23 protein-coding genes are annotated in these 26733 nt (G+C 43.8%); 13 read left to right on the top strand and 10 right to left on the bottom strand.

Annotated elements, in window-relative coordinates:
• Nucleotides 1-36 precede the first annotated feature (36 nt).
• Nucleotides 37-744, bottom strand: a complete 708-nt coding sequence (locus BGM23_RS18090; RefSeq protein ID WP_003244307.1) for a YjjG family noncanonical pyrimidine nucleotidase — start codon at nucleotides 742-744, stop codon at nucleotides 37-39.
• Between the two features lie 91 nt (nucleotides 745-835).
• A complete protein-coding gene (locus BGM23_RS18085) occupies nucleotides 836-2221 on the bottom strand; it encodes a branched-chain amino acid transporter BcaP (RefSeq protein ID WP_046664326.1) in 1386 nt (461 codons plus the stop codon).
• A 249-nt stretch (nucleotides 2222-2470) separates the two neighbouring features.
• Between BGM23_RS18085 and yfmT the strand changes: the two genes are divergently transcribed.
• The 7 genes from yfmT to BGM23_RS21945 all read left to right on the top strand — a co-directional run bounded on the left by yfmT (nucleotide 2471) and on the right by BGM23_RS21945 (nucleotide 9779).
• The gene (yfmT, locus tag BGM23_RS18080) at nucleotides 2471-3928 is read left to right on the top strand and encodes a benzaldehyde dehydrogenase (protein ID WP_003244104.1); all 1458 of its coding nucleotides are present in this window, start codon (nucleotides 2471-2473) and stop codon (nucleotides 3926-3928) included.
• A 13-nt stretch (nucleotides 3929-3941) separates the two neighbouring features.
• Entirely contained in the window at nucleotides 3942-4802 is an 861-nt protein-coding gene (locus tag BGM23_RS18075; protein ID WP_003233767.1) for a methyl-accepting chemotaxis protein, read from the top strand.
• A 134-nt stretch (nucleotides 4803-4936) separates the two neighbouring features.
• Nucleotides 4937-6826 carry an ABC-F family ATP-binding cassette domain-containing protein gene (locus BGM23_RS18070; protein ID WP_003244423.1) on the top strand — a complete coding sequence of 630 codons (1890 nt, stop codon included), beginning with the start codon at nucleotides 4937-4939 and terminating at the stop codon, nucleotides 6824-6826.
• Nucleotides 6827-6948: 122 nt separating this feature from the next.
• Nucleotides 6949-7395: a YfmQ family protein gene (locus tag BGM23_RS18065; protein WP_003243426.1), complete on the top strand. Its 447-nt coding sequence runs from the start codon at nucleotides 6949-6951 to the stop codon at nucleotides 7393-7395.
• Between the two features lie 124 nt (nucleotides 7396-7519).
• A complete protein-coding gene (locus BGM23_RS18060) occupies nucleotides 7520-7942 on the top strand; it encodes a MerR family transcriptional regulator (protein WP_003243655.1) in 423 nt (140 codons plus the stop codon).
• 65 nt (nucleotides 7943-8007) lie between these two features.
• Nucleotides 8008-9198, top strand: coding sequence for an MFS transporter (locus BGM23_RS18055; RefSeq protein WP_015715492.1), 1191 nt, complete (start codon nucleotides 8008-8010; stop codon nucleotides 9196-9198).
• A gap of 410 nt (nucleotides 9199-9608) precedes the next feature.
• Nucleotides 9609-9779, top strand: coding sequence for a hypothetical protein (locus BGM23_RS21945; RefSeq protein ID WP_153912164.1), 171 nt, complete (start codon nucleotides 9609-9611; stop codon nucleotides 9777-9779).
• 428 nt (nucleotides 9780-10207) lie between these two features.
• Here BGM23_RS21945 and BGM23_RS18035 read toward each other — a convergent pair whose 3' ends face one another.
• Nucleotides 10208-11764, bottom strand: a complete 1557-nt coding sequence (locus tag BGM23_RS18035) for an ABC-F family ATP-binding cassette domain-containing protein (protein ID WP_014476110.1) — start codon at nucleotides 11762-11764, stop codon at nucleotides 10208-10210.
• 172 nt (nucleotides 11765-11936) lie between these two features.
• Here BGM23_RS18035 and BGM23_RS18030 point away from each other — a divergent pair, with 172 nt between their 5' ends.
• Nucleotides 11937-13067 (top strand): DEAD/DEAH box helicase, encoded by a 1131-nt coding sequence (locus tag BGM23_RS18030; protein WP_015715493.1) that lies wholly within the window; start codon nucleotides 11937-11939, stop codon nucleotides 13065-13067.
• Nucleotides 13068-13134: 67 nt separating this feature from the next.
• A complete protein-coding gene (locus BGM23_RS18025; protein ID WP_015252579.1) occupies nucleotides 13135-13581 on the top strand; it encodes a GNAT family N-acetyltransferase in 447 nt (148 codons plus the stop codon).
• Nucleotides 13582-13633: 52 nt separating this feature from the next.
• Here BGM23_RS18025 and BGM23_RS18020 read toward each other — a convergent pair whose 3' ends face one another.
• Together BGM23_RS18020 and BGM23_RS18005 are read right to left on the bottom strand one after the other, a co-directional pair.
• A complete protein-coding gene (locus BGM23_RS18020) occupies nucleotides 13634-14653 on the bottom strand; it encodes an NADP-dependent oxidoreductase (RefSeq protein WP_015715494.1) in 1020 nt (339 codons plus the stop codon).
• Between the two features lie 481 nt (nucleotides 14654-15134).
• Nucleotides 15135-16355: an MFS transporter gene (locus BGM23_RS18005; protein WP_003233743.1), complete on the bottom strand. Its 1221-nt coding sequence runs from the start codon at nucleotides 16353-16355 to the stop codon at nucleotides 15135-15137.
• A 335-nt stretch (nucleotides 16356-16690) separates the two neighbouring features.
• Between BGM23_RS18005 and BGM23_RS18000 the strand changes: the two genes are divergently transcribed.
• Nucleotides 16691-18154, top strand: a complete 1464-nt coding sequence (locus tag BGM23_RS18000) for a formylglycine-generating enzyme family protein (RefSeq protein WP_003244287.1) — start codon at nucleotides 16691-16693, stop codon at nucleotides 18152-18154.
• Nucleotides 18155-18726: 572 nt separating this feature from the next.
• On the opposite strand, the gene yfmF is transcribed toward BGM23_RS18000, so the two are convergent.
• From yfmF to BGM23_RS17975, 5 genes are all read right to left on the bottom strand, one after another.
• The gene (gene yfmF / locus BGM23_RS17995) at nucleotides 18727-19527 is read right to left on the bottom strand and encodes a Fe(3+)-citrate ABC transporter ATP-binding protein YfmF (protein WP_003233737.1); all 801 of its coding nucleotides are present in this window, start codon (nucleotides 19525-19527) and stop codon (nucleotides 18727-18729) included.
• A 12-nt stretch (nucleotides 19528-19539) separates the two neighbouring features.
• Nucleotides 19540-20541, bottom strand: a complete 1002-nt coding sequence (gene yfmE, locus BGM23_RS17990; RefSeq protein ID WP_003243506.1) for a Fe(3+)-citrate ABC transporter permease YfmE — start codon at nucleotides 20539-20541, stop codon at nucleotides 19540-19542.
• Nucleotides 20538-21539, bottom strand: coding sequence for a Fe(3+) dicitrate ABC transporter permease FecD (fecD, locus tag BGM23_RS17985; protein ID WP_046664325.1), 1002 nt, complete (start codon nucleotides 21537-21539; stop codon nucleotides 20538-20540). Before fecD ends, yfmE begins: the two co-directional genes overlap by 4 nt.
• 71 nt (nucleotides 21540-21610) lie before the next feature.
• Nucleotides 21611-22558 (bottom strand): Fe(3+)-citrate ABC transporter substrate-binding protein YfmC, encoded by a 948-nt coding sequence (yfmC, locus tag BGM23_RS17980; protein ID WP_003243996.1) that lies wholly within the window; start codon nucleotides 22556-22558, stop codon nucleotides 21611-21613.
• Nucleotides 22559-22667: 109 nt separating this feature from the next.
• On the bottom strand, nucleotides 22668-23036 hold the full coding sequence (locus tag BGM23_RS17975) for a YfmB family protein (RefSeq protein WP_029726878.1): 369 nt from the start codon (nucleotides 23034-23036) through the stop codon (nucleotides 22668-22670).
• A 243-nt stretch (nucleotides 23037-23279) separates the two neighbouring features.
• Here BGM23_RS17975 and BGM23_RS17970 point away from each other — a divergent pair, with 243 nt between their 5' ends.
• The 3 genes from BGM23_RS17970 to BGM23_RS17960 all read left to right on the top strand — a co-directional run bounded on the left by BGM23_RS17970 (nucleotide 23280) and on the right by BGM23_RS17960 (nucleotide 26643).
• Nucleotides 23280-23627 (top strand): YflT domain-containing protein, encoded by a 348-nt coding sequence (locus BGM23_RS17970; RefSeq protein ID WP_003233729.1) that lies wholly within the window; start codon nucleotides 23280-23282, stop codon nucleotides 23625-23627.
• 190 nt (nucleotides 23628-23817) lie between these two features.
• Complete coding sequence (locus BGM23_RS17965) at nucleotides 23818-25080, top strand: pectate lyase (protein ID WP_029726877.1); 1263 nt, start codon at nucleotides 23818-23820, stop codon at nucleotides 25078-25080.
• A 126-nt stretch (nucleotides 25081-25206) separates the two neighbouring features.
• Nucleotides 25207-26643: an anion permease gene (locus tag BGM23_RS17960; RefSeq protein ID WP_046664324.1), complete on the top strand. Its 1437-nt coding sequence runs from the start codon at nucleotides 25207-25209 to the stop codon at nucleotides 26641-26643.
• Nucleotides 26644-26733: the final 90 nt, after the last annotated feature.

Here is a 26733-nt window from a genome sequence, read left to right as displayed (position 1 = left end):
AAAAAGATTCTTATGAAAGAAATACCGTCAGCCTGATTAGCAGCTGACGGTATTTTCGATATTCAAAATGTGATATAGCTCTTCAAGCTTACGAATCTCATAGGTTGGTATGATCTCTGGCACATTCGGCTTCATGTCAGGGTTCATCCAGCAAGTATCAAGCCCGGCGAGCTGTCCGCCTTTGATATCAGCAGTTAGTGAATCCCCGATGATTAATGTGTGCTCTGCTGAAAATTGAGGAATCCGTTCAAACACGTAATTGAAATATTCCTTCATCGGCTTTTGGAAGCCGGTGTCTTCAGAAACGAAAATGTCCTTGAAGAATGGAAATAATCCTGAATCACGGAGACGCTTATATTGTGTGTGAGACACGCCGTTTGTCACGATGTACAAATCAAACTGTTGCTGCAGATTTGAGATGAGATCAAATGCACCGTCAATAAGCTGATGTCCTTCTTCAAGAAAGCGGCGGTATTTTTGCTCAAGCAAAGCGCCGTCCGCTTCGTAACCGTACTCCTTGAGCAAAGCGGAAAAACGTGTGTTTACGACTTCATCCCGTGTCATCTTACCTTCTTCAAAGGCTCTCCAGAGACCTTGATTGATGGTTTTATACTGCGCCTTCATGTCATTTGTTAAAGGAATGTTCTGATCTTCAAACAGCAAACGCAGGGCTAAAGCTTCTGCCGCTTGAAAATCAAGGATGGTATCATCTACATCAAATAATAAAGTGCGGTATCGCTTCATCTGTGTGTCTCCCTTTCTCATATGTATTCAAAGTATAGCACATAAAAAAAGGAAAAAGCCGGCGGGTGAGGCACCGCCGGCTGAAAAGAGATTATTTGTTTAATAAGCTGTGTTTTCTCGAATATAGGAAGTAAACCAGCGTTCCGACAGCGATCCAGATGACAAATGAAAGCCATGTGACGCCGGGAAGGCTGTACATGAACCAAAGGCAGATGCCTGCGCTGATAATCGGCACAACCGGAACGAATGGCACTCTGAAGGACGCTTTGATTTCAGGATGTTTCTTTCTTAACACAATGACAGCAATGGAAATGACCGTAAACGCGGCAAGTGTTCCCATGTTCACCAGATGGGCCAGCGTTCCGAGGTTAATAAAGCCGGCGATTCCCGCTGCAACGATCCCTGTCAGCCATGTGTTGCGGAACGGGGTTTTAAATGACGGATGAACCTTTGCGAACAATCCAGGCAGAAGGCCGTCTCTGCTCATGGCAAATGTCAAGCGGACCTGTGCGTACAGCAAAGCGAGCATCACCGTCGTAATCCCGATAATCGCACCGACAGAAATAATTCCGGCAACAGCGTCCTGTCCGACGAATTTCAGCGCAAAGGATACAGGATCTCCGACATTCAATTTGGCATAAGGCATCATGCCTGTCAGCACAAGCGATACCGCGATGTACAGAACCGTACAGACGGCTAGAGCTGAAATAATGCCGACGGGCATGTTTTTTTGCGGATTTTTCACTTCCTCTGATGCGTTAGAAACCGCGTCAAACCCAAGGTACGAGAAGAATACAGTGGCAGCGCTAAGTATGACGCCTTTCATCCCGAATGGCATAAAAGGAGACCAGTTATCCGGTTTCACATAGCCGATGCCGACAATAATGAACAATAATATGATCGCGATTTTCATCAGTACGATGACGTTGTTAAAGCGTGTGCTTTCCTTGACGCCTCTGCTGACAATCGCAGTGATGAGGAGAATGATCACCGCAGCCGGAAGGTTAAATACGGCGCCCGCCGTGCTTCCCGGCGCTCCTGTCAGTGCAGCCGGAATATGAAGATTGAAGCCGGCAAGCAGTGATTGAAAGTATGAAGACCAGCCGGTGGCAACCGCCGACAGTGCAATGACATATTCAAGCATGAGATCCCATCCGATCAAAAAGGCGAGCAGCTCTCCAAGTGTCACGTATGAGTATGAGTACACGCTTCCCGAAATCGGAATGGAAGACGAAAACTCAGCATAACAGAAAGCAGCCAGCGCACAGGCGAGCCCCGCTAAAATAAACGATATGATGAGGGCGGGACCTGCACCGGTCGCTGCCACTGTTCCTGTAATGACAAAAATCCCTGTACCGATGACACAACCGATACCGAGCAAGGTTAAATCAAATGCGCTTAACGTACGGGCAAGGCTTTTTGACTTGCTCTGCGCACTCAATGTTTCAAGCGGTTTTTTTCTAAATAATGAACTCATCAAAAGTTCCTCCTAGAAATATTCAAAATATTCTAATCATTATATGCAGTTCTTGTTGTATTATATTGTCGAAATTTGACGTAGTCAATAAAATATTTTTCTGCTTTAAATGATAGAAGCGAAACAGCGTTGTCGTATCATAGGATAGTAATTTTTACTAATCGTATATTCAATTTTATGCAAGATGAACCGATAGAAAAAATAGATTCGCCCATATTTTGATTTGCGGTTATAAAGGAGATGCTGACCATGTTTCAATATGAAGAGTTGAATAAACAGTTTATCGGCGGGAAATGGCAGGAGGGCAGCAGCCCAAATGTATTGGAAAACAAAAATCCTTATACTCAAAAAACATTCACAACATTCCGTAAAGCGACTGCTGACGATGTAGATGAAGCGTATCGGGCAGCGGCGCTGGCAAAGAAAAAATGGGATGCGGTCAACCCGTTCGAGAAAAGAACCATTTTAGAAAAAGCCGTCACGTATATTGAAGAAAATGAAGAAGCCATTATTTATTTGATTATGGAGGAGCTAGGCGGTACAAGGCTCAAAGCAGCTTTTGAAATCGGTCTTGTCAAAAACATCATAAAAGAAGCGGCAACGTTCCCAATCCGCATGGAGGGGAAAATTCTTCCGTCAACAATAGATGGCAAGGAAAACAGATTATATCGCGTGCCGGCAGGCGTTGTCGGTGTCATCAGTCCGTTTAACTTCCCATTCTTTTTATCTATGAAATCAGTGGCGCCTGCACTCGGAGCCGGCAATGGCGTTGTGCTAAAGCCGCATGAGGAAACGCCGATTTGCGGCGGAACGCTGATTGCGAAAATTTTTGAGAACGCGGGAATTCCAGCGGGGCTGCTGAATGTTGTTGTCACAGACATTGCTGAAATCGGCGACAGCTTCGTTGAGCATCCAGTGCCGCGGATCATCTCATTTACCGGTTCTACGAAAGTCGGCAGCTACATCGGACAGCTTGCGATGAAGCATTTTAAAAAGCCGCTTCTTGAGCTTGGCGGGAACAGCGCCTTCATCGTACTTGAGGATGCAGATATAGAATATGCGGTCAATGCGGCGGTGTTCAGCCGATTTACACATCAAGGGCAGATTTGCATGTCAGCCAACCGCGTGCTTGTTCATTCTTCTATTTATGACAAGTTCCTTGAGCTGTACCAGGCAAAAGTGGAATCGCTGAAAGTCGGCGACCCAATGGACCCTGATACGATTATCGGGCCATTAATCAACAGCAGACAGACGGACGGGCTGATGAAGACTGTAGAGCAAGCAATTGAAGAAGGCGCTGTACCAGTGAAGCTTGGCGGATTTAACGGGACGATCGTGGAACCGACGATCTTAAAAGACGTCAAACCGTTCATGAGCATTGCCAAGGAAGAGCTGTTCGGACCAGTCGTCTCCTTTATGAAGTTTGATTCAGAAGACGAAGCGGTGGATATCGCAAACGAAACCCCGTTTGGCTTGAGCGGTGCCGTACATACGTCAAATCTTGAGCGCGGCGTGGCTTTTGCGAAACGCATTGAAACAGGCATGATTCACGTCAATGACACGACCATCAATGATGAACCGAATGTAGCCTTCGGCGGTGAAAAGCAATCAGGCCTCGGCCGTTTAAACGGTGAGTGGAGCCTCGAAGAATTTACAACGCTGAAATGGATCTCGGTCCAGCACGAAAAACGCAGCTTCCCTTATTAATGAAAAGGAGTGAATGGAATTGACCATAAATACGGAAAAAGAAACCGCAGATATTCTGGACGCATTTATCAAAGTAGCCCCTTATTTAAACAGCCTGGTTCAGGATGATATTACAATCGGCATTTATGATACGGAAAAACTGCTCGTGAATATACCGGCCAAAACCTTTTCGCTGAACGTAAAAGCCGGCGATCCGCTGCAGGAAGGGGATATCATCACAGATGCCATCCGCAGCAATCAGAAGAAGACGAGCATGGTTCCGAAAGAATTGTTCGGCTTCCCATTGATCGCGCGTGCCATCCCGCTGCACGACGAGAATGGAAGAGTCATTGGAGGCGTCGGCCTCGGAACGAGCCTTGAGGAGTCGTCAAAGCTGCATGATGTCGCGGAAAGCTTATCAGCTGTTGTTGAACAAACAGCCGCGGCTATTTCCGACATTTCTGAATCAATTAACGGGTTTTCAACTCAAATGTCGGGCATTTCCTCTCAGGCGAAAAAAGTAAGCGAAAGCGCCGGTGAAATCGCCGATATTTCAGTAACTGTTAAAGGCATCTCGGACCAAAGCAATCTGCTCGGCTTGAACGCCGCGATCGAAGCGGCAAGAGCAGGGGAGTCCGGAAAAGGATTCTCTGTCGTCGCAGATGAGATCAGAAAGCTAGCGACGCATTCAAAAGAAAATGTCGGCCAAATTGACCAGATTACGAAAAAAATCCACAGCCTGCTGAAAGGGCTGGAGGAATCCATTGAGTCGATTAACCAGCATACAGACGGACAAGCCGCTGCTGTTGAACAAATTTCCGCCACGATGCAGGAGATTTCAGGAAGCGCGCAGCATCTTGCGAAAATGGCCGAAAAAGCGCTTGAGGAAGAGTAAGAGACCGGGGACAAACATCCCCGGTCTTTTTCTTATCCTGCATTTCCATGAAATTCGTCTGACGTTTTACTAGTTTTATTCCAGCGGCTGATTTAAAATGTACACATGAACTTACGTGAGGATTGATAGGAACCATGAGCATATTAAAAGCGGAAAATCTTTATAAAACATACGGAGATAAAACATTATTTGACCATATCTCCTTTCATATTGAAGAGAATGAGAGAATCGGATTAATCGGGCCGAACGGAACAGGAAAATCAACGCTGTTGAAAGTGATTGCCGGCTTGGAATCTATCGAAGAAGGAGAAATCACGAAATCCGGAAGCGTGCAGGTCGAATTTCTTCATCAAGACCCGGAGCTGCCTGCGGGGCAAACAGTGCTGGAGCATATCTATTCCGGTGAATCGGCTGTGATGAAAACCTTGCGTGAATATGAAAAAGCGCTGTATGAACTGGGGAAAGATCCCGAAAATGAACAGCGCCAGAAACACCTGCTGGCAGCACAAGCGAAAATGGACGCGAACAATGCATGGGATGCAAACACCTTGGCAAAAACCGTATTGTCTAAGCTGGGCGTCAACGACGTAACAAAACCGGTCAATGAGCTCTCAGGCGGCCAGAAAAAACGGGTGGCCATTGCCAAAAACTTAATTCAGCCCGCTGATTTGCTCATTTTGGACGAGCCGACAAACCATTTGGATAATGAAACGATTGAGTGGCTTGAAGGGTATTTAAGCCAATATCCCGGCGCCGTCATGCTGGTGACGCACGATAGATATTTCTTAAACCGTGTCACCAACCGCATTTATGAGCTTGAAAGAGGCAGCCTCTACACTTACAAAGGCAACTATGAAGTGTTTTTAGAAAAACGCGCGGAACGGGAAGCGCAGGCTGAGCAAAAGGAAACGAAGCGGCAAAACCTGCTGCGCCGCGAACTGGCTTGGCTCAGACGAGGAGCGAAAGCCCGCTCCACAAAACAAAAAGCGAGAATTGACCGGGTAGAGACGCTTAAAGAGCAGACAGGCCCTCAGTCATCAGGTTCACTCGATTTTGCCATTGGCTCGCACCGTCTCGGAAAACAGGTTATTGAAGCGGAGAACGTCATGATCGCTTATGACGGCCGCATGCTCGTCGACCGTTTTAATGAACTTGTCATACCAGGTGAACGGATCGGGATCATCGGGCCGAACGGCATCGGGAAAACAACGCTGTTAAATGCCCTTGCCGGCCGTCATACGCCGGACGGAGGCGATATTACGATCGGACAGACGGTCAGAATCGGCTACTATACTCAGGATCATAGTGAAATGAACGGTGAGTTAAAAGTCATTGACTATATAAAAGAAACGGCGGAGGTCGTAAAAACGGCAGATGGCGATATGATTACAGCTGAACAAATGCTCGAGCGTTTCCTCTTCCCGCGTTCGATGCAGCAGACGTATATCCGCAAGCTGTCCGGCGGGGAAAAACGCCGTTTATACTTGCTTCAGGTTCTCATGCAGGAGCCGAATGTCCTGTTTCTCGATGAGCCGACGAACGATTTGGATACTGAAACATTAAGCGTTCTTGAGGATTATATTGACCAGTTCCCAGGCGTCGTCATCACCGTATCCCATGACCGCTATTTCCTTGACCGCGTCGTCGACCGTTTGATTGTATTTGAAGGAAATGGTGTCATTTCCCGCTTTCAAGGCTCCTATAGCGACTATATGGAGGAGTCAAAAGCGAAAAAAGCGGCCCCAAAACCGGCAGCTGAGGAAAAAACGGCTGAAGCCGAGCCGAAGAAAAAACGGAAAAAGCTTTCTTACAAAGACCAGTTGGAATGGGACGGCATCGAAGATAAAATTGCCCAGCTGGAAGAAAAGCATGAACAGCTTGAAGCTGACATCGCCGCAGCAGGCAGTGATTTTGGCAAAATCCAAGAGCTGATGGCCGAGCAGGCGAAAACGGCGGAAGAGCTTGAGGCTGCGATGGACCGCTGGACAGAATTGTCCCTCATGATCGAAGAACTGGAAAGCTAAAAAGCGTGGCCGCAGCAGGCCGCGCTTTTTTTCACATAATGGACAAAAACGAACCGGCCTGCTTATGTTAGGATAAAGTTGTGTGTCAGCGGCACATGGAAAACTAACGGAGATGATGAAGTATGACATGGGCGATCGTGATGTTAATTCTCATGAGTCTGGTGAAAATCGTATTAACCTGTCTTCCTACAGGCGTCATAGAATGGCTGCTCGGCAAATTTGAAGTGCACGCCAAGCTGAGTGACGAAAATGCGAGTCTCTCTCTAGATGGAAAACGCCTCGAGGGTGCAGAGAAGCAGAAAGTGATTGATCAATTTAACGAAGCTATCTTCCTGGAAAAATATTATATCTATCCAGGTGATGAAGAGCGTTATTTACATCCGGAAAACGGCGGCACGCCTCTGGTGATAGATACAAAAAAAGGAAAAAAAGACGTGAAGCTGTTCGTGTACCGCTACGACGACCATATCGACGTCGTGAAACAGTACAAGAAGAAAGTGATCGCGTATCGAGTGCTTTCTGAAAGCCTTCAAAAAGAGTCTCTGTCAGTGGCGGGAAGTTTAGCTTAAACAGGAAAGTGAAAGACGGGTGCTGTATGCTGCTCGTCTTTTTTATTGTTTTTTAAAACTTAACGTTTACGTTAAGGTTCAAAAGGTGTATAATGGTAACAGAAACGGCGAAGGGGGATTTACCTTGGAATGGATGAAGATTGATCAAGTGGCCAAAAGAAGCGGGCTGACAAAGCGGACCATCCGGTTTTATGAAGAAATCGGCTTGATTCCGGCGCCGAAACGGACAGACGGCGGTGTAAGGCTTTATTCAGAGGATGATATGGAGGAGCTTGAGAAAGTCATCAGCACAAAAGAGGTGCTCGGTTTTTCCCTTCAGGAGCTTCAGCATTTCATGGAAACCAGCCGCCAGCTAGAGTTAAACAAAGAGGGGTATTTGTTGTCACTGGATCCTAAGGAACGGAAAGAAAAACTGGAGGAAATTCAGGAAACCCTGAATCACCAGCTGGATTTGATTGATGAGAAAATCCGCACATTCCAAAGCTTTAAAGAACGCCTGCAGGGCATGAAAGGCAAAGCGGAACGCGCCATTCAATCAATCGAATGAAAAGTTTGTTAAACGCTATTTTTGTAGCGTTTCTTTTAATGGAATAAAGATGGAGGTCAGGTCAAATGGATAAGACAACACAAGTGAATCAGAAAACAGGCTTGCTCAGCCAGCCGAAAGCGGTATGGGCTGTCGCGTTTGCCTGTGTGATTTCCTTTATGGGAATCGGGCTGGTTGATCCAATTCTTCCGGCCATTGCCGCACAATTACATGCTTCACCTAGTGAAGTATCACTCTTGTTTACAAGTTATTTGCTTGTAACCGGATTTATGATGTTTTTCTCAGGAGCCATTTCCAGCCGCATCGGCGCGAAATGGACATTAATTCTCGGACTTATTTTTATTATTGTGTTTGCGGGGTTTGGCGGCAGCTCAAGCTCAATCGCTCAGTTAGTCGGCTATCGCGGCGGCTGGGGATTAGGGAATGCTTTGTTTATTTCAACAGCGCTTGCGGTCATCGTCGGTGTATCAGTCGGAGGAAGCGCCCAAGCGATTATTTTGTATGAGGCTGCGCTCGGTCTCGGGATTTCTGTCGGGCCGCTTGCGGGCGGAGAGCTTGGAAGCATTTCATGGCGTGCACCGTTTTTCGGAGTATCTGTCCTGATGTTTATTGCGTTAATCGCGATTTCTTTCATGCTTCCGAAATTGCCGAAACCGGCGAAACGCGTCGGTGTGTTTGATGCGATGAAGGCGCTCAAATATAAAGGCCTTTTAACAATGGCGGTATCGGCATTCTTATACAACTTTGGATTTTTTATTTTGCTTGCTTATTCTCCGTTCGTTCTGGATTTAGATGAACACGGTCTTGGATATGTCTTCTTCGGCTGGGGCCTTCTGCTGGCAATTACGTCAGTCTTTACGGCGCCGCTCGTGCACAAAGCGCTGGGCACAGTGCGTTCGCTCGTCGTTCTCTTTATCGCCTTTGCGGCCATTCTCGTTATTATGGGGATCTGGACAGACCATCAGACTTTGATTATTACATGTATCGTTGTCGCCGGTGCTGTCCTCGGTATGGTGAATACGATCATGACAACCGCTGTGATGGGTTCTGCGCCGGTTGAACGTTCAATCGCGTCTTCAGCCTACAGCTCAGTCCGCTTCATCGGCGGCGCGCTCGCCCCGTGGATTGCAGGAATGCTGTCAGAACACTTTACTGCAAGCACACCATATACAGTAGGCGGAATCGTCGTTTTTGTCGGCATGCTTGTCCTTCTCATGGGACGTAAACATCTTGCTGGAATTAAGGCGGGGCATTAATAACGAAAGACACTGCACAGATGCAGTGTCTTTTTTAAGTTGCTAAATCTACTTATCATAATAGTGTTATAGTATATTCTCGTTTATTTTAGGGGACTAAGAGGACTATTCATCGCGTTGAGTTCCCTGAAGAGACAGGTTGTTATAAAAATTTTAAAATTGCATTTCTCGAACATTAGTTTATGAGAGGATCTTTGATCTTTTAAAAGCTCTTTTTCTTTCATAATACAATGTCTTATGTCCTGTTTAGAGCTAACTAGTAAGGTCATCATCTTATGATTATCCTATTAGCAGCACTTTTATGACGCATCTTCTGTTAATACTAATTGGTATCAGAAGGTTGTATAATATTAACTTTATGTCCTTAATATGATATACTACAAAAAAACATACGAGGTGCGTTTTGTCAGATGGAAACGAATCCAAAAACAGTTCAGCAAGATGATGATAAATTTTTTGGCTTTGTTTTAGCAGCAGTTAGTATCCTTGTGGGTTGTGTTTTATATTTTTCTTGGGATACTTTTGGTAATGAAACCGCAATGAAACTGCTATCGATGATATTTTTGGTATTTGTGGCCTAGGAGTCGAATTAAGTAAAGTAACCCTTAACGATGGTGCGTTAGAGATGTGTATAGGGTTGGGGTTTACGTTAATACCAATAATCCTAAAAGATATTTTTATTAGTTTCCCAAATCTTTTGGCTTTATTTATTATTGCATTTGGGTTTCTTTTTATCGGGAAATCTGCTCTTCGCCTATACAAACCTAAACCTGATAAACCAAAACCAAAGCTTATATTTCGTATTATGATAGCAACAGGACAGTTTCTCGGGTTCATTGTTAATGTAAATAATTTTGTAAAGATGTTTTTTTGAATGATAATCTTAAAATGAAAGTTTGAATTCACATCTCCATTGCATCTCATTTTAAAAGACAGAGAGCTTTTGAGAATCGTTCAGAAAAAATGGCAGTAAAAAACCCGCCCTTCAGCAGGCGGGTTTTTTTATAAATTAAAGCACTTTCGTCGTCCAAGACTCGCAGTTCCATGTTTCTGTCGCGATATCCATATAAAAGTCTGGCTCGTGGGAAATGAGCAGAATGGAGCCTTTATATTCTTTCAGGGCGCGCTTGAGCTCTTCCTTGGCATCGACATCCAAGTGGTTTGTCGGCTCATCGAGCACCAGCAGGTTTGTTTCTGAGTTGATTAGCTTGCACAATCTGACTTTCGCTTTTTCGCCTCCGCTTAATACGGAGACGCGGCTTTCGATATGCTTTGTCGTCAGCCCGCATTTTGCCAGAGCGGCACGGATTTCATACTGCGTATAAGAAGGGAATTCGCTCCATACTTCTTCGATGCACGTATTGTTGTTTGTTTCCTTGACCTCTTGCTCGAAATAGCCGGTATAGATGTGCTCACCGCGTTCAACAGAGCCCTCAAGCGGCTGGATTTCGCCAAGCAAACTTTTCAGCAACGTCGTTTTTCCGATCCCGTTTGCGCCGTAAAGGGCGATTTTTTGGCCGCGTTCCATGCGGAGGTTGAGTGGACGGGACAGCGGGGAATCGTAACCGATCACGAGATCCTTCGTTTCAAAAATCAGCTTGCCTGACGTTCTCGCCGGCTTAAAGTGGAATTCCGGCTTTGGCTTTTCTGCCGCAAGCTCGATCATATCCATCTTATCGAGTTTCTTTTGGCGGGACATCGCCATGTTTCTCGTGCTGACACGCGCTTTGTTGCGGGCAACGAAATCCTTCAGCTCCGCGACTTCCTGCTGCTGCTTTTTGTAGGCCGCTTCAAGCTGCTGTTTTTTCACCTCGTAGACTTCCATAAACTGATGGTAGTCGCCGACATAACGTGTCAGCTCTTGATTTTCAACGTGATAAATCAGGTTGATGACACTATTCAAGAACGGAATATCGTGGGAAATCAGGATGAACGCGTTCTCGTATTCCTGCAGGTAGCGTTTCAGCCATTCAATATGCTGTTCATCAAGATAGTTGGTCGGCTCATCGAGAAGCAGAATTTCCGGCTTTTCAAGGAGAAGCTTAGCGAGAAGGACCTTTGTGCGCTGTCCGCCGCTCAAATCGGTGACATCCCGCTCTAAACCGATATCGCTCAAACCGAGACCGCGGGCGATTTCTTCCACCTTGGAATCAATGACATAAAAATCATTGTTTGTCAGCGCGTCTTGAATGACGCCGACTTCTTCAAGCAGCTTTTCGAGCTCGTCGGGATCAGCCTCGCCCATTTTGTTGTATATCTCGTTCATTTCCTCTTCCATCGCAAATAAATAATGGAATGCGTCTTTCAGGACGTCTCGAATGGATTTTCCTTTTTCCAGCACGGTATGCTGATCAAGGTATCCGACACGGACGTTTTTTGACCACTCGACTTTTCCCTCATCAGGTTCAAGCTTTCCGGTAATAATATTCATGAAGGTTGATTTTCCTTCACCGTTTGCGCCGATCAAACCGACGTGCTCGCCTTTTAACAGGCGGAAGGAAACGTTATTAAAAATGGCCCGGTCCCCGAAACCGTGGCTTAAATCCTTTACAGATAAAATACTCATGTTTACACCTCTATCGTTATCAAACACGCACAATCGGCGTGTAATATTCACTCTTTTGATTATAAAGGAGGATTCGGAATGTTGAAAGGTATAGGAAAGAAAAAGAAAAATTGCGTTCCGGGCGAGGTTTTGAGATACTATGGAATAGATTTCAGGAATTGAGGAGAACAAAATGACGCAAACTTGGCCATTTTTACATAATGCACAATCATTTATACAAGAGAATTGGAATGCTTCCGGCTTTCAAACGCCAACCCCTGTTCAAGAGCAGGCAGCCCAGCTGATCATGGACGGAAAGGACGTCATTGCAGAATCGCCGACAGGTACAGGGAAGACGCTGGCGTATGCGCTGCCGGTCTTGGAGCGGATCAAACCAGAGCAAAAGCATCCGCAGGCTGTGATTTTAGCGCCTTCCCGTGAGCTGGTCATGCAGATTTTTCAGGTGATTCAGGATTGGAAAGCGGGCTCAGAGCTGCGCGCGGCTTCCTTAATCGGCGGGGCGAATGTGAAGAAGCAGGTCGAAAAGCTGAAGAAACATCCGCATATCATCGTCGGCACGCCAGGCAGGGTATTTGAACTGATTAAAGCAAAGAAACTCAAAATGCATGAAGTGAAAACGATTGTACTTGATGAAGCGGATCAGCTTATCCTGCCGGAGCATCGCGAAACGATCAAACAAATTATTAAAACGACATTAAGAGACCGCCAGCTTCTATGTTTTTCCGCGACACTCAAAAAGGAAACAGAGGATGTGCTCCGCGAATTGGCGCAAGAGCCTGAGGTGTTGAAGGTACAGCGAAGCAAGGCGGAGGCAGGGAAAGTGAAACATCAATACCTGATTTGCGACCAGCGCGACAAAGTGAAGCTGCTGCAAAAGCTGTCAAGGCTTGAAGGCATGCAGGCACTCGTATTTGTGAGAGACATCGGCAACCTGAGTGTATATGCGGAAAAGCTGGCATATCACCACGTTGAACTCGGCGTTTTGCACAGTGAAGCGAAAAAAATGGAGCGGGCAAAAATCATTTCCGCATTCGAAGACGGAGAGTTTCCTCTTTTATTGGCGACTGACATTGCCGCACGCGGTTTAGACATTGAAAACCTGCCATACGTGATTCATGCTGATATTCCAGATGAAGATGGCTATGTCCACAGATCAGGACGAACAGGCCGGGCCGGAAAAGAAGGCAACGTGCTGAGCCTTGTGACAAAATTGGAGGAATCAAAGCTGAAAAAAATGGCGAAGAAGCTTGGTGTTGAGCTGAGTGAAGCTGTGTATGCAGGCGGAAAACTGAAGACGAAATAAAAAGGAGGGCGGAAAGCCCTTTTTTTGTTGTAAAATAATAGAAAAGATTTTGCGCGGAGGTGGGAAAATGGCTTCAATAGACAGGTTTCAAGTAATGCAGGAGCCAGAGCTGAAAATACTTGAACACTGGTTTGAGAATGAGGATACCAGACGGAGAATGGATGGGATGCTGCCATTAGATGAGTGGTACGCACGAGTAAATAAAGATAAACACGATACTGTCATCATGGCGTATGATGGACAGCTGCCGGCAGGGATGGTCGTTATTGAGTTCGGAGAGGAGCGGACGTATATTGGATTGATCGTCAATCCTTTGTACCGGCTTCAAGGGTACGGAAAACGGATACTGCAAAAGCTGATGACCGAACCTGATTTTACTAGCGTGCGAGAATGGGTGGCATGCATTGAAGAAGACAATCGAATCAGTTTAGCTTGCTTTCAAGCAGCAGGATTCACTTTAGAAGACACGGAACCTGATGAAGATGGTTTTCTTACGCTGATTCTTCGCAACTGATCTCATCGAAACACAAAAGGAGGGCAAAAAGCCCTCCCGTTTTCATCTTCATTCAGCTCGGATCACTGACCTTGATCAGCTGTTTCCCTTTATTTTCTCCCTTAAATAAACCGAGAAACGCGTCAGGAATGTTTTCGAAGCCTTCTGTGATGGTTTCCTCGTAATGGAGTTTACCAGCCTTCAGCCATTCGGCCAGCTGTTTTGCTCCCTCAGAAAAACGATCGGAGTAGTCGCTTACGATAAAGCCTTGCATCAGCGACTTCGTTTTAATGAGTTTTGATTGGACACGAGGGCCCATGTCATCTGCTTCGCTTTCTGCGTTATAGGAAGAAATGGCGCCGCACACCGGAATGCGGGCAAATTCATTGAGCAGATTCATCACCGCGTCTGAAATCGGTCCGCCGACATTGTCAAAATACACATCGACACCGTCAGGACAAGCGTTTTGAAGCGCTTTTTGGATATCATCCGCTGTTTTGTAATTGATGGCTTCGTCAAACTGAAGCTCCTGTTTTAAATAGTCGATTTTTTCATCAGAGCCCGCGATGCCGACGACTCGCGCGCCTTTGATTTTGGCAATTTGCCCGACTGTTGAACCGACGGCTCCGGCAGCTCCTGAGACAACCACGGTTTCGCCTTCCTTCGGGCGTCCGATGTCCAGCAATCCGAAGTATGCTGTTAAGCCGGTCATTCCCAAAATGCCGAGATAGGCCGAAGCGGGAGCAAGGCTTGTATCAATTTTTCGCAAGGCAGACTCGCTCACAGCGGAAAATTCCTGCCAGCTGAGATTTCCGATGGCGATATCGCCTTTTTTCAGATGATTCCCGTCTGACACAACTTCAGCGATAACCCCGCCAGAAAGCGCTTCATCCAAGGCGAATGGCTCAACATATGACTTCGTATCCTGCATACGGCCGCGCATATAAGGGTCAACCGAAACATAAAGCGTTTTGACAAGCACTTCCCCTTGCTTGGGTTCAGGAACCGGAATGGTTTCAAAGCGAAAGTCTTCATGAACAGGAATACCTTGTGGACGTCTTGCTAATTGAATTTGCTGCTGAGATGCTGTCATTTTCATCCTCCTATCACTTGGTTGACACCACTGTAACATGGACAGGAGAGGAAATACAAAAGGTAAGCTGGCATACAAAAAAGGTTATAGATGAGCTTATGCTTTCTACAAGCTCTTTTGTTTTAAAAGTTCTCTTTAGTCATTTATCATTATTAGAAAACAGAACAGAAAAAGAGCTCCTGTACACCTAGCTAAGATTGGCTAGTGTGTATGTCGATTCTTTTTCATATTCTTGCAAGCATCTGCGAGGGGGAGCTTAGTCGTTCACATTTTGCTTTCGCATCAATCTGCAATAGCAAAGTCTATGCGATTTTTTTACATCAGCAAAGATTTGTTCAATTTTTTCCTTTTATGCCGAGTTTTTCTGAAACAGATAATTGATGGTACTCAACCATTTTCTTTTGGTCAATAAAGTAATGTTTACTTATTAATTAAACACGCGAAAAAGCAAACGAAAACATAATTAAATTTTATATATTTATTAAAAGCTTATATGTTTATTTACCTTTTTTTTGAATTGTAATTGAGAAAATCCATATATTGCGGACACTAATAAAAGAATACCTGCTGAAACATAAACTAAACGAACTCCAAGGAAATCTGAAATAGCCCCTATAGCCAGAATTGAAAACATAAAAATGAACTGTACTAAAGAAGACCTTGCAGACATTATATTAATTCGAGTTTGCTCGGTTGTTATGTTCTGAATAAGTGTTTCTTGTGTAAGATCTCTTAATATATAAGCCGGCCCCATAAAGAGAACCAAAATTAGAGCTAAGTATGAATTACTTATAAAACCATATATTAAAGTTAAACTTCCATATGAGACAGCGCCAATTAACATAAAATTAATTAACTTATTTTGAAATCTCTCCGACAGCTTATATATTATAAATCCCCCTATCATCGAACCTAAATAATATGCTCCATTAATAAATCCCCACCATGATTCTCCTTTATGCAAGACTTCGTTAACGAAAGCTAAAGAGACAGATCCTATCCAAATCATTCCTGCCCATGACTCAATTAAATCCATAATAATAATTGTTCTAAGTTTCTTTTGGCTAAATAAATACCGCCAACCACTTACTATACTCTTATTGGGAGAATTTTTTTCACGTATGACAGAATTAGCGTGGCCATGTGGTAGACAAAATAAAAGAGAAAGAAGAGATGTAAACAACAAAAAGATAGTAAGTATAATGGTATATCCCTCACCTAAAAATGCAATTATGAGACCACCTAAAGACCAGCCTACAAATTGAAAAGTTTGGTCCACTGTAGATAATAATCCATTTGCTTTTACTCTTCTATCAGGAGAGATTATTTCCCCTATAATTGCACTTTTTAAAGGTGAGAACCATCCATTAAAAAAGGAAATACAGCTAATAATAATAAAGACTAAAATGAGAGTTTGATTAGAGTAAGTTCTTAATAAAGCATAGAACAAACATATTAATAACAGCATTTGTATCAATTGAGAAATAATTATTGTAAGAGGCAGTTTTAATCGAATTGTTATTAACGGTAATATAGCACTTCCAAAAATACGAAAAATAATACTTATTAATGTCACCATAGAGGCGATGGTTGTCGAATTGGTCATTTTAAACAAAAACGAAATCACTACCATAGTATATAGAGAAAAACCTAAATTTGTAGTGGTCTGGCTAAATAAAATAGAATAATAACCTTTACTCATATGTATCCTCCCTTGGAATAATTTTTCTCGGTAAAGAGCTTAAACATATTTAAACACCTTAAAACAACAAAAGTAAAGAAAAAATTTCCTTGTAAACTATTTACTTTTATTCTATTTATTGTTATTGTTTATTTAAGTTCTCTGACTATTCTATCAATATTCAGGGAACCACATATCTTATTAAAGGGGGGAAAACCATGAGAAAATTAAGAAAAAACTGGAGAAAATCGATTGTTAGCCCGGTTCTTTATACTAATGAAAAATGGTAAACACTTAGGGAATAGCATTTAATGCTATTCCTTATTTCAACAAACAAATCGGGAGGTTATCGTAATTTGACTCTATTAATGCAAGATCATAAATCAATTTACAATAAAGATATAGAAATATTAATTGAAGTTGAAGAACTTATTACTTCTGTTCCAGAAAATAAAAAAAATGATTTTAAGAGTTTAATCGATAATAGAATTATGACTCTACTAAATAAAATTCAACACCCTGTAGCAGCGGAAAATGTGTTTGGGATGTGTATTGCTTATCCGAATACTTACATAAGGTATAGATTAATTGATTTCGTTGAAAAATGGGTACCTTATTTCTCTGCTGTAGAAACTATAATCAATCTAACCCAGGATCCGGATGATTTAGTTTCTTTTAAAGCTATGGATGTCTGTGCAAATCATAAAATTGAAGAATCTGTAGCATATTTGTCTTCGATTATTGATGATGTCCGGGAGAGTATAAGCTACCCTAAAAAACCTGTGGGATTAGGGGCCCAAAAAGTATTAAGTACATTATTAGATATATTCGGTGTTGAAAAACATGAAGAGCTAGTAATGCTAAAAAATTATTTTGATCAAAATGGTATACTTCCTAATAACTTTGACTTTGAAGAAAAAATTCCTCAAAGTCTAATAGAGGAATTCGAAAAAACAGAAGAAGATGGGATGATTTTAATTCCGGGTGGCTTTTTTGAATTCGGTTTAAATGAAAATGAAATTCCTGACAAAACATTTAATTGGAAAGATGCTGTTCCTAGACAAAAAGTATGGTTACCTCCATTTTTTATCGATAAGTATCCTGTTACAAATAAAGATTATGATATCTTTACCGAGTTCATAGAGGAAAATGGGCATATATTCTGTCATCCTAATGAACCGCAGAATAAACAACATAGAAGAAATACATATTGGGATGATAGGTATTTAGATAATCATCCCGTTACAGGTATAGATTTTTATGATGCATTTGCTTACGCAAGATATAAGGGGAAAGAATTGCCAACCGAGTTTCAATGGGAAAAAGCTGCTCGAGGCGAAAAGGGTAATGTCTGGCCTTGGGGAGATAAATTTGATCCTGCAAAGGTTCAATATGCTGGAAGTCTTTATAATGAACCCATTACTTCTTTAAAGTCCTGGAGAGAAAATTTATTAAAAGCTCATGCTGATAAAGAATTAAATCATTTAACAAGTGATATTTTTGAACAAAATGGTGAAAGTCCCTATGGAGTATGCGGTATGATCGGCGGAACATGGGAGTGGACTAGAAGTGAGCTTAAAACAAAGAGAGCTTTCCACCCTATTTTTGAGAATGTACCATTTAATAGTGTTAACTCATTTGCCGTTCTTAAAGGAGGATCATTCTTCTCTCATCCAGGCTTAATGTTCCCTTCTTTTAGAGCAAAAGATATTCCTTTCTGTCGACACAATGAAATGGGGATTAGATGCGTAAAGAATATTCCAGTATATAAAATTAGAGAATCAATTAATGGGCCAATTACTAATAAAGCAATTTATTAATCATTCTAGGTTAGAGACTTGATAAAAGTATACTAACATTGTGTAGTAATGTTCAGCTTGTAGAAAAAACAATGTTTTTTCTACAAGATTTTATTTTAAATGCTTTTCAAAATTATCAGGGATTGAGAATCAGAAAAAGAGCCATTAAGCTCGATCTTAGCTAGGTATTACGATCTTCTGTATATTATTGTGAGAAATATAGAAGATTCAGTTAGTTAGCATTTCGATTTTAAGCTGAGCCTGCAATAGCAAAGCATCTGTTTTGATTATTCTTTTTCTGATACATAAGCTAATTTTGTCGCTTTTCTTTTTTGTCTTTTCACGCATTTCGAGGATGACTTACTATAATTCTTTCAGCTTTTCTATGTGTTAAGATTCGAATAGATGAAATAACTTTAACAAGTTGGTCAATAAGAACAGATTTAACTTTATGTTAAAAGAGTATCTCGTATAGAACATAAGAAGAATGACGAGTTTTTTAAGATTATCATCAATTATGTGAGAATAAAATATTATAAGGGAAAATGAAGGCTGTCACGTTTCTCGACAGCCCTAGGGAATTCCTCTCCTTTTCATTTCGCCCGTAATTTCGGGCACAGTCCCGTCGGCAGGCACATTGGCTTCTGGTCGATCGGGCTTCTCATGATGCAGCATTCCAAGCCGAAGACTTCACGGAAAAATGGCTGGGTGAACACATCTTCCGGTGTTCCGGCGTTGTATATTTTTCCGTCCAGCACACTGATCAGATAGTCAGCATATTGAGCGGCTTGGTTTAAATCATGGAGCACCATGACAACGGTGCGGCCATGGTCGCGGTTCAGCTTTTTCAGCAGTTCAAGCACTTCAATCTGATGTGAGATGTCTAAATACGTGGTCGGCTCATCAAGCAAAAGCAAATCAGTGCCTTGCGCAAGTGCCATGGAAATCCAGGCTCTTTGTCTTTGGCCGCCTGAGAGGGCATCAAGTGTCCGATCCTTCAGTTCAATCATGCCCGTTGCTTCCAGCGCCCACTCTACCATGTCATGATCCTCTTGGGTATGCTTGGATAACAGCTTTTTGTGAGGATGTCTGCCAAAATAGCATAATTCCTCTACCGTCAATCCTTCAGGAGCCTGAGGAGATTGTGGAAGAATGGCCAGTTTTTTTGCGACTTCTTTTGATGGCTGGCGGTGGATGTCTTTTCCTTCTAGTAGCACTGTACCGCTTTTTGGGGCCATCAGCCTGGCGAGCGATTTGAGGATTGTTGATTTACCGCAGCCATTAGCGCCGATGAGCGCAGTGATTTTTCCTTCTTCTATCTTTAAGTCGACTCCGTCAATAATCACTGTACTGTCATATGAAAGAGTGAGCTGGTCTGCAGCCAGTTTTCCCATGGTATCCTCTCCCTACTGTTTCCTCGCTTCGAATTTCAATAAATATAAGAAATAAGGCGCGCCGATCACGGCTGTCAGTATTCCGGCAGGTATTTCAACCGGAGGCATGATGCCGCGCCCTAACGTATCTGCAATTAATAATATAATAGCACCAATCAATGCCGATGCAGGCAGTAAATATTTAGCTTTTTCTCCGGTAAGCCGTCTGGCGATATGCGGAGCAAGCAAGCCGATAAAACCGATTGAGCCGACGACGGCTACACAGCTTCCCGCCAGCGCCACCGCGGTGAAAATCAGGATGAATCTCAGCCGGTTTGCGTTTTCTCCGAGACCCTGTGCAAGCTCATCCCCGAGTGACATAAGATCCAGCTTCGGTATGAGTATGCAGACGATCGGAAAAAGAATCAAAAGCCATGGCGCAAGCAGCTTGACTTCTTCCCAGTTTCTTCCCCAGAGGCTTCCTGTCAGCCAAATGAGTGCAGCATTCACGTCGCCTGGAAACTTGACCATCATATATTGCATTCCGGCGTGGCAGACCGCGCCTAAAGCAATGCCTGATAAAGCCAGTGAAGAGGGCTGAATGCTCTTTTTTCGGGCTATCATTAATAATAGTACAGCAATAATGGCGGCTCCGGCAAATGCGGAGAACGGAAGCACGTATACCGGCGACTCAGGAAAGATGAGAATCACAGCCATCGCTGCAAGTCCGGAGCCTTTTGAAATGCCGACAACGTCCGGGGAAGCGAGCGGATTTCGGATCACACCCTGTAAAATCGCTCCGGCAGCGGCAAGCCCAGCACCGGCCAAAATCGCTAATATAATGCGGGGCAGACGATATTGCTGGATGATAAATTCAAAGGAATGATCCAGTCCCAGCAGATTCGTCACTACCGCATCAGGTGAAATGTATAATGCACCGATTCCAATGCTGATGACGGACAGAACGATTAAAATCACGGCCAATATGAGTATCGCCAGCAAGGGGCGTTTTTGTTTTCTGGTTGTTTTCTTCATTTCAGATGCCGCCCTTTCCTTGCCAAATATAAGAAAAACGGCGTTCCGATAATCGCGGTGACAATGCCGACCGGTGATTCATAAGGAAATGCAATCCATCTGGCCAGAACATCTGCGTACACCAGCAAAATGGCACCGAACAGTGCCGAAAACGGAAGCACGTATTGATAATGTTCTCCGATCAGCTTGCGGACAATATGCGGGACGAGCAGCCCGACAAAGCCAATCGGCCCGGCGACGGCTACGGAAGCGCCGGAAAGAATTAAAATAATCAAACTGATCAGAATCCTGATGCCGTTCATATTTTGTCCAAGCCCTTTTGCTGTTTCGTCTCCGAGACCGAGAACAGAAACAGAACCGGAAAATACGAGGGCAAGCCCGATGCCAATGACAGAAAAAGGAGCGATGGTTATGACGTCCTGCCAGTTGCTGCCGTCGATTGCGCCTGTCATCCAGTACAGAACATCCTCACCTGACTCATTTAAAATAATGATGGCCTGTGTCATAGAGGAGAGGAACAAGTGCACGGCCATTCCTGACAGCGCCAGCTTGACAGGCGTCATTCCGCCGGATGAGGCAATCATATACACAATCGCGCCGCCTGCTGCCGCACCCGCAAAAGCGAATATAACAGATGAATAGGGCGATGCCGGCAGAATGACGAGAGAAGCAACAACAAAAAGCGATGCACCCGCATTCACACCGAAAATTTGGGGTGAAGCCAGAGGATTTCTGGTCATAGCCTGCATCAGCGCCCCTGCTACAGCTAGGCTGGCGCCGACAAAAACGCCGATTAATGTGCGGGGAAGGCGAAGAGTAGAGATGATGAGCTGTTCCTTTGAACCGTCCCATACAAAAAGATATTTCAATGAATCTATGATGCTGATGTCTGAGGCTCCTACTGAAAGATTCAGCCCAAGCCCAAATATAAAAATAATCAGTGCAATGATAAACATCATCAGTCTTGATGATGAGCGCCGTTTGGCTGAATGATACAACAGTCTCACTTCCTTACTGCGTCTGGTTGCAAAAACGAAGAAGCAAGGATTCCCCTCGCTTCTCATTTGTCCTATTTATTATACACTTTTTTAAGCACATCTTTGGCGCTTGTTTCACTAGACTTGATGCCTCTGAATCTTGTCCAAGTGTCACGGTCCGCATCATAGACTTGTCCATTTTTCACCGCTTTGAGATTTTTCCAGAGCGGGTTCGTTTTCCACTCATCTACAATGGTTTTGCCTTCGTTGGCTGAGATGAACAAAATATCAGGATCGATTTTGCTCAATTGCTCAAGGCTGACCTCTTGATAGGCGTTATCTGACTTCACAGCGTGTGTAAAGCCTAGCATTTTAAAGATTTCTCCGTCATAGGATGATGATGTATGAAGCTGGAAGGAATCCGCTCTTGCAACGCCGAGAACGATGTTGCGGTTTTCATCTTTCGGAAGTTCGGCTTTTAGATCGTTGATGACTTTTTTGTGCTCGGCAAGCTTTTCTTTTCCTTCATCTTCTTTATTTAATGCTTTAGCAATGGTCGTAAAGCTGTCGATCGTTTCGTCATATGTCGCTTCACGGCTTTTTAATTCAATCGTCGGGGCGATTTTTTTCAGCTGTTTATAAATGTTTTTATGGCGCTCAGCGTCAGCGATGATTAAATCAGGCTTCAAGGAACTGATGACCTCAAGATTGGGTTCGCTGCGTGTGCCTACAGATGTGTAATCAATGGAGCTGCCGACAAGCTTTTTAATCATATCTTTTTTGTTGTCATCGGCGATGCCCACCGGCGTAATGCCGAGATTGTGAACGGCATCCAAGAATGAAAGCTCAAGCACAACCACCCGCTTAGGTGTGCCGCTTACTGTCGTTTTTCCTTCTTCGTCATGGATCACTCTGGAATCCTTAGACTCGCTTTTGCCGCTTCCGTTGTTATTCTGGCTTGATGAACAGCCGGATACAATGAGGCAGGCGAGCAATAAAACACTCATGATGGCAATCAACTTGTTAGAATAGGTGCGCATGTCATTCTTCCTTTTTTCAGATTTAGTAATGAGAATCATTATCACATGTAACACTATAATAGCATGGCTTATCATGTCAATATTTTTTTAGTAAAGAAAGCTGCGTTTTTTACTGCTTTCTCATGAAAGCATCATCAGACACAAATAAGTGGTTTGAAGCGTTACCGTGTCTTCGAGACAAAAACGCATGGGCGTTGGCTTTAGAGGTTTCGAACATATCAGCAGTGACATAAGGAAGGAGAGTGCTGAGATAACCGGACAATTTCTTTTCTATTTCATCTGTTAGTGCAAATTCAATGTCGCCGATATTCATGATAATCGAGAAAACAAAGTCGATATCGATATGAAAATGTTCCTCGGCAAAAACCGCAAGCTCGTGAATTCCTGGTGAACATCCGGCACGCTTATGGAAAATCTGTTTGACTAAATCACTCACAATCCAAGCATTGTATTGCTGTTCTGGTGAAAAGTATTGCATTAGACATACCTCCTGCTCGTACGGATAAAGGTAGCGTTTCATGGTCGTGTGCTCCGTGCAGCGGCTTCTCTTTAATTTTGATTTTTCTGAAAATAAGTCCCGTTCCTATCACTTTACCATGGACGGAAAACAAATAGCTACTACCATTCCTCCTGTTTTTCTCTTTAATGTTCTGGAATCTGTTTCAGGTACAGACGATCGGGTATGAAAGAAATATAGAAAACATGAAGGAGGAATATCGACATGAAACCAGTTGTAAAAGAGTATACAAATGACGAACAGCTCATGAAGGATGTAGAGGAATTGCAGAAAATGGGTGTTGCGAAAGAGGATGTATACGTCTTAGCTCACGACGATGACAGAACGGAACGCCTGGCAGACAACACGAATGCCAATACGATCGGAGCCAAAGAAACAGGTTTCAAGCACGCGGTGGGAAATATCTTCAATAAAAAAGGAGACGAGCTCCGCAATAAAATTCACGAAATCGGTTTTTCTGAAGATGAAGCCGCTCAATTTGAAAAACGCTTAGATGAAGGAAAAGTGCTTCTCTTTGTGACAGATAACGAAAAAGTGAAAGCTTGGGCATAAAGCAGGGAAAAAACCAAAAGGCCAGTGTTGGCCTTTTGGTTTTTTTGCGGTCTTTGCGGTGGTATTTTGCAGAATGCCGCAATAGGATAGCGGAACATTTTCGGTTCTGCATGTCCCTCAATTTGCTATTATATTTTTGTGATAAATTGGAATAAAATCTCACAAAATAGAAAATGGGGGTACATAGTGGATGAAAAAAGTGATGTTAGCTACGGCTCTGTTTTTAGGATTGACTCCAGCTGGCGCGAACGCAGCTGATTTAGGCCACCAGACGTTGGGATCCAATGATGGCTGGGGCGCGTACTCGACCGGCACGACAGGCGGATCAAAAGCATCCTCCTCAAATGTGTATACCGTCAGCAACAGAAACCAGCTTGTCTCGGCATTAGGGAAGGAAACGAACACAACGCCAAAAATCATTTATATCAAGGGAACGATTGACATGAACGTGGATGACAATCTGAAGCCGCTTGGCCTAAATGACTATAAAGATCCGGAGTATGATTTGGACAAATATTTGAAAGCCTATGATCCTAGCACATGGGGCAAAAAAGAGCCGTCGGGCACACAAGAAGAAGCGAGAGCACGCTCGCAGAAAAACCAAAAAGCACGGGTCATGGTCGATATTCCTGCAAACACGACGATCGTCGGTTCAGGGACTAACGCTAAAGTCGTGGGAGGAAACTTCCAAATCAAGAGTGATAACGTCATTATTCGCAACATTGAATTCCAGGATGCCTATGACTATTTTCCGCAATGGGATCCGACTGACGGAAGCTCAGGGAACTGGAACTCACAATACGACAACATCACGATAAACGGCGGCACACACATCTGGATTGATCACTGTACATTTAATGACGGTTCGCGTCCGGACAGCACATCACCGAAATATTATGGAAGAAAATATCAGCACCATGACGGCCAAACGGATGCTTCCAACGGTGCTAACTATATCACGATGTCCTATAACTATTATCACGATCATGATAAAAGCTCCATTTTCGGATCAAGTGACAGCAAAACCTCCGATGACGGCAAATTAAAAATTACGCTGCATCATAACCGCTATCAAAATATTGTCCAGCGCGCGCCGAGAGTCCGCTTCGGGCAAGTGCACGTATACAACAACTATTATGAAGGAAGCACAAGCTCTTCAAGTTATCCTTTTAGCTATGCATGGGGAATCGGAAAGTCATCTAAAATCTATGCCCAAAACAATGTCATTGACGTACCGGGACTGTCAGCTGCTAAAACGATCAGCGTATTCAGCGGGGGAACGGCTTTATATGACTCCGGCACGTTGCTGAACGGCACACAGATCAACGCATCGGCTGCAAACGGGCTGAGCTCTTCTGTCGGCTGGACGCCGTCTCTGCATGGATCGATTGATGCTTCTGCTAATGTGAAATCAAATGTTATAAATCAAGCGGGTGCGGGTAAATTAAATTAAGAAAGTGAAAAACACAAAGGGTGCTAACCTTTGTGTTTTTTAATTAATTAAAATGTTTATTAACTTAGTTAAGGAGTAGAATGGAAAAGGGGATCGGAAAACAAGTATATAGGAGGAGACCTATTTATGGCTTCAGAAAAAGACGCAGGAAAACAGTCAGCAGTAAAGCTTGTTCCATTGCTTATTACTGTCGCTGTGGGACTAATCATCTGGTTTATTCCCGCTCCGTCCGGACTTGAACCTAAAGCTTGGCATTTGTTTGCGATTTTTGTCGCAACAATTATCGGCTTTATCTCCAAGCCCTTGCCAATGGGTGCAATTGCAATTTTTGCATTGGCGGTTACTGCACTAACTGGAACACTATCAATTGAGGATACATTAAGCGGATTCGGGAATAAGACCATTTGGCTTATCGTTATCGCATTCTTTATTTCCCGGGGATTTATCAAAACCGGTCTCGGTGCGAGAATTTCGTATGTATTCGTTCAGAAATTCGGGAAAAAAACCCTTGGACTTTCTTATTCACTGCTATTCAGTGATTTAATACTTTCACCTGCTATTCCAAGTAATACGGCGCGTGCAGGAGGCATTATATTTCCTATTATCAGATCATTATCCGAAACATTCGGATCAAGCCCGGCAAATGGAACAGAGAGAAAAATCGGTGCATTCTTATTAAAAACCGGTTTTCAGGGGAATCTGATCACATCTGCTATGTTCCTGACAGCGATGGCGGCGAACCCGCTGATTGCCAAGCTGGCCCATGATGTCGCAGGGGTGGACTTAACATGGACAAGCTGGGCAATTGCCGCGATTGTACCGGGACTTGTAAGCTTAATCATCACGCCGCTTGTGATTTACAAACTGTATCCGCCGGAAATCAAAGAAACACCGGATGCGGCGAAAATCGCAACAGAAAAACTGAAAGAAATGGGACCGTTCAAAAAATCGGAGCTTTCCATGGTTATCGTGTTTCTTTTGGTGCTTGTGCTGTGGATTTTTGGCGGCAGCTTCAGCATCGACGCTACCACAACCGCATTGATCGGTTTGGCCGTTCTCTTATTATCACAAGTTCTGACTTGGGATGATATCAAGAAAGAACAGGGCGCTTGGGATACGCTCACTTGGTTTGCGGCGCTTGTCATGCTCGCCAACTTCTTGAATGAATTAGGCATGGTGTCTTGGTTCAGTAATGCCATGAAATCATCCGTATCAGGGTTCTCTTGGATTGTGGCATTCATCATTTTAATTGTTGTGTATTATTACTCTCACTATTTCTTTGCAAGTGCGACAGCCCACATCAGTGCGATGTATTCAGCATTTTTGGCTGTCGTCGTGGCAGCGGGCGCACCGCCGCTTTTAGCAGCGCTGAGCCTCGCGTTCATCAGTAACCTGTTCGGGTCAACGACTCACTACGGTTCTGGAGCGGCTCCGGTCTTCTTCGGAGCAGGCTACATCCCGCAAGGCAAATGGTGGTCCATCGGATTTATCCTGTCGATTGTTCATATCATCGTATGGCTTGTGATCGGCGGATTATGGTGGAAAGTACTAGGAATATGGTAGAAAGAAAAAGGCAGACGCGGTCTGCCTTTTTTTTATTTTCACTCCTTCGCAAGAAAACGGATTTTGAAAAATGAGAAAATTCCCTGTGAA

The sequence above is a fragment of the Bacillus sp. FJAT-14266 genome (assembly GCF_001719225.1).
GTDB classification, from domain to species: domain Bacteria; phylum Bacillota; class Bacilli; order Bacillales; family Bacillaceae; genus Bacillus; species Bacillus subtilis.
Note: the sequence above shows the minus strand (reverse complement) of the source record. Positions and strands in the feature narration are given on the sequence as shown.

Coding starts and splice junctions, on each gene's coding strand:
- BGM23_RS18090 (WP_003244307.1), bottom strand. CDS start 744: ATGAAGCGATACCGCACTTTATTATTTGATGTAGATGATACCATCCTT.
- BGM23_RS18085 (WP_046664326.1), bottom strand. CDS start 2,221: ATGAGTTCATTATTTAGAAAAAAACCGCTTGAAACATTGAGTGCGCAG.
- yfmT (WP_003244104.1), top strand. CDS start 2,471: ATGTTTCAATATGAAGAGTTGAATAAACAGTTTATCGGCGGGAAATGG.
- BGM23_RS18075 (WP_003233767.1), top strand. CDS start 3,942: ATGGAATTGACCATAAATACGGAAAAAGAAACCGCAGATATTCTGGAC.
- BGM23_RS18070 (WP_003244423.1), top strand. CDS start 4,937: ATGAGCATATTAAAAGCGGAAAATCTTTATAAAACATACGGAGATAAA.
- BGM23_RS18065 (WP_003243426.1), top strand. CDS start 6,949: ATGACATGGGCGATCGTGATGTTAATTCTCATGAGTCTGGTGAAAATC.
- BGM23_RS18055 (WP_015715492.1), top strand. CDS start 8,008: ATGGATAAGACAACACAAGTGAATCAGAAAACAGGCTTGCTCAGCCAG.
- BGM23_RS21945 (WP_153912164.1), top strand. CDS start 9,609: ATGGAAACGAATCCAAAAACAGTTCAGCAAGATGATGATAAATTTTTT.
- BGM23_RS18035 (WP_014476110.1), bottom strand. CDS start 11,764: ATGAGTATTTTATCTGTAAAGGATTTAAGCCACGGTTTCGGGGACCGG.
- BGM23_RS18030 (WP_015715493.1), top strand. CDS start 11,937: ATGACGCAAACTTGGCCATTTTTACATAATGCACAATCATTTATACAA.
- BGM23_RS18025 (WP_015252579.1), top strand. CDS start 13,135: ATGGCTTCAATAGACAGGTTTCAAGTAATGCAGGAGCCAGAGCTGAAA.
- BGM23_RS18020 (WP_015715494.1), bottom strand. CDS start 14,653: ATGACAGCATCTCAGCAGCAAATTCAATTAGCAAGACGTCCACAAGGT.
- BGM23_RS18005 (WP_003233743.1), bottom strand. CDS start 16,355: ATGAGTAAAGGTTATTATTCTATTTTATTTAGCCAGACCACTACAAAT.
- yfmF (WP_003233737.1), bottom strand. CDS start 19,527: ATGGGAAAACTGGCTGCAGACCAGCTCACTCTTTCATATGACAGTACA.
- yfmE (WP_003243506.1), bottom strand. CDS start 20,541: ATGAAGAAAACAACCAGAAAACAAAAACGCCCCTTGCTGGCGATACTC.
- yfmC (WP_003243996.1), bottom strand. CDS start 22,558: ATGCGCACCTATTCTAACAAGTTGATTGCCATCATGAGTGTTTTATTG.
- BGM23_RS17975 (WP_029726878.1), bottom strand. CDS start 23,036: ATGCAATACTTTTCACCAGAACAGCAATACAATGCTTGGATTGTGAGT.
- BGM23_RS17970 (WP_003233729.1), top strand. CDS start 23,280: ATGAAACCAGTTGTAAAAGAGTATACAAATGACGAACAGCTCATGAAG.
- BGM23_RS17965 (WP_029726877.1), top strand. CDS start 23,818: ATGAAAAAAGTGATGTTAGCTACGGCTCTGTTTTTAGGATTGACTCCA.
- BGM23_RS17960 (WP_046664324.1), top strand. CDS start 25,207: ATGGCTTCAGAAAAAGACGCAGGAAAACAGTCAGCAGTAAAGCTTGTT.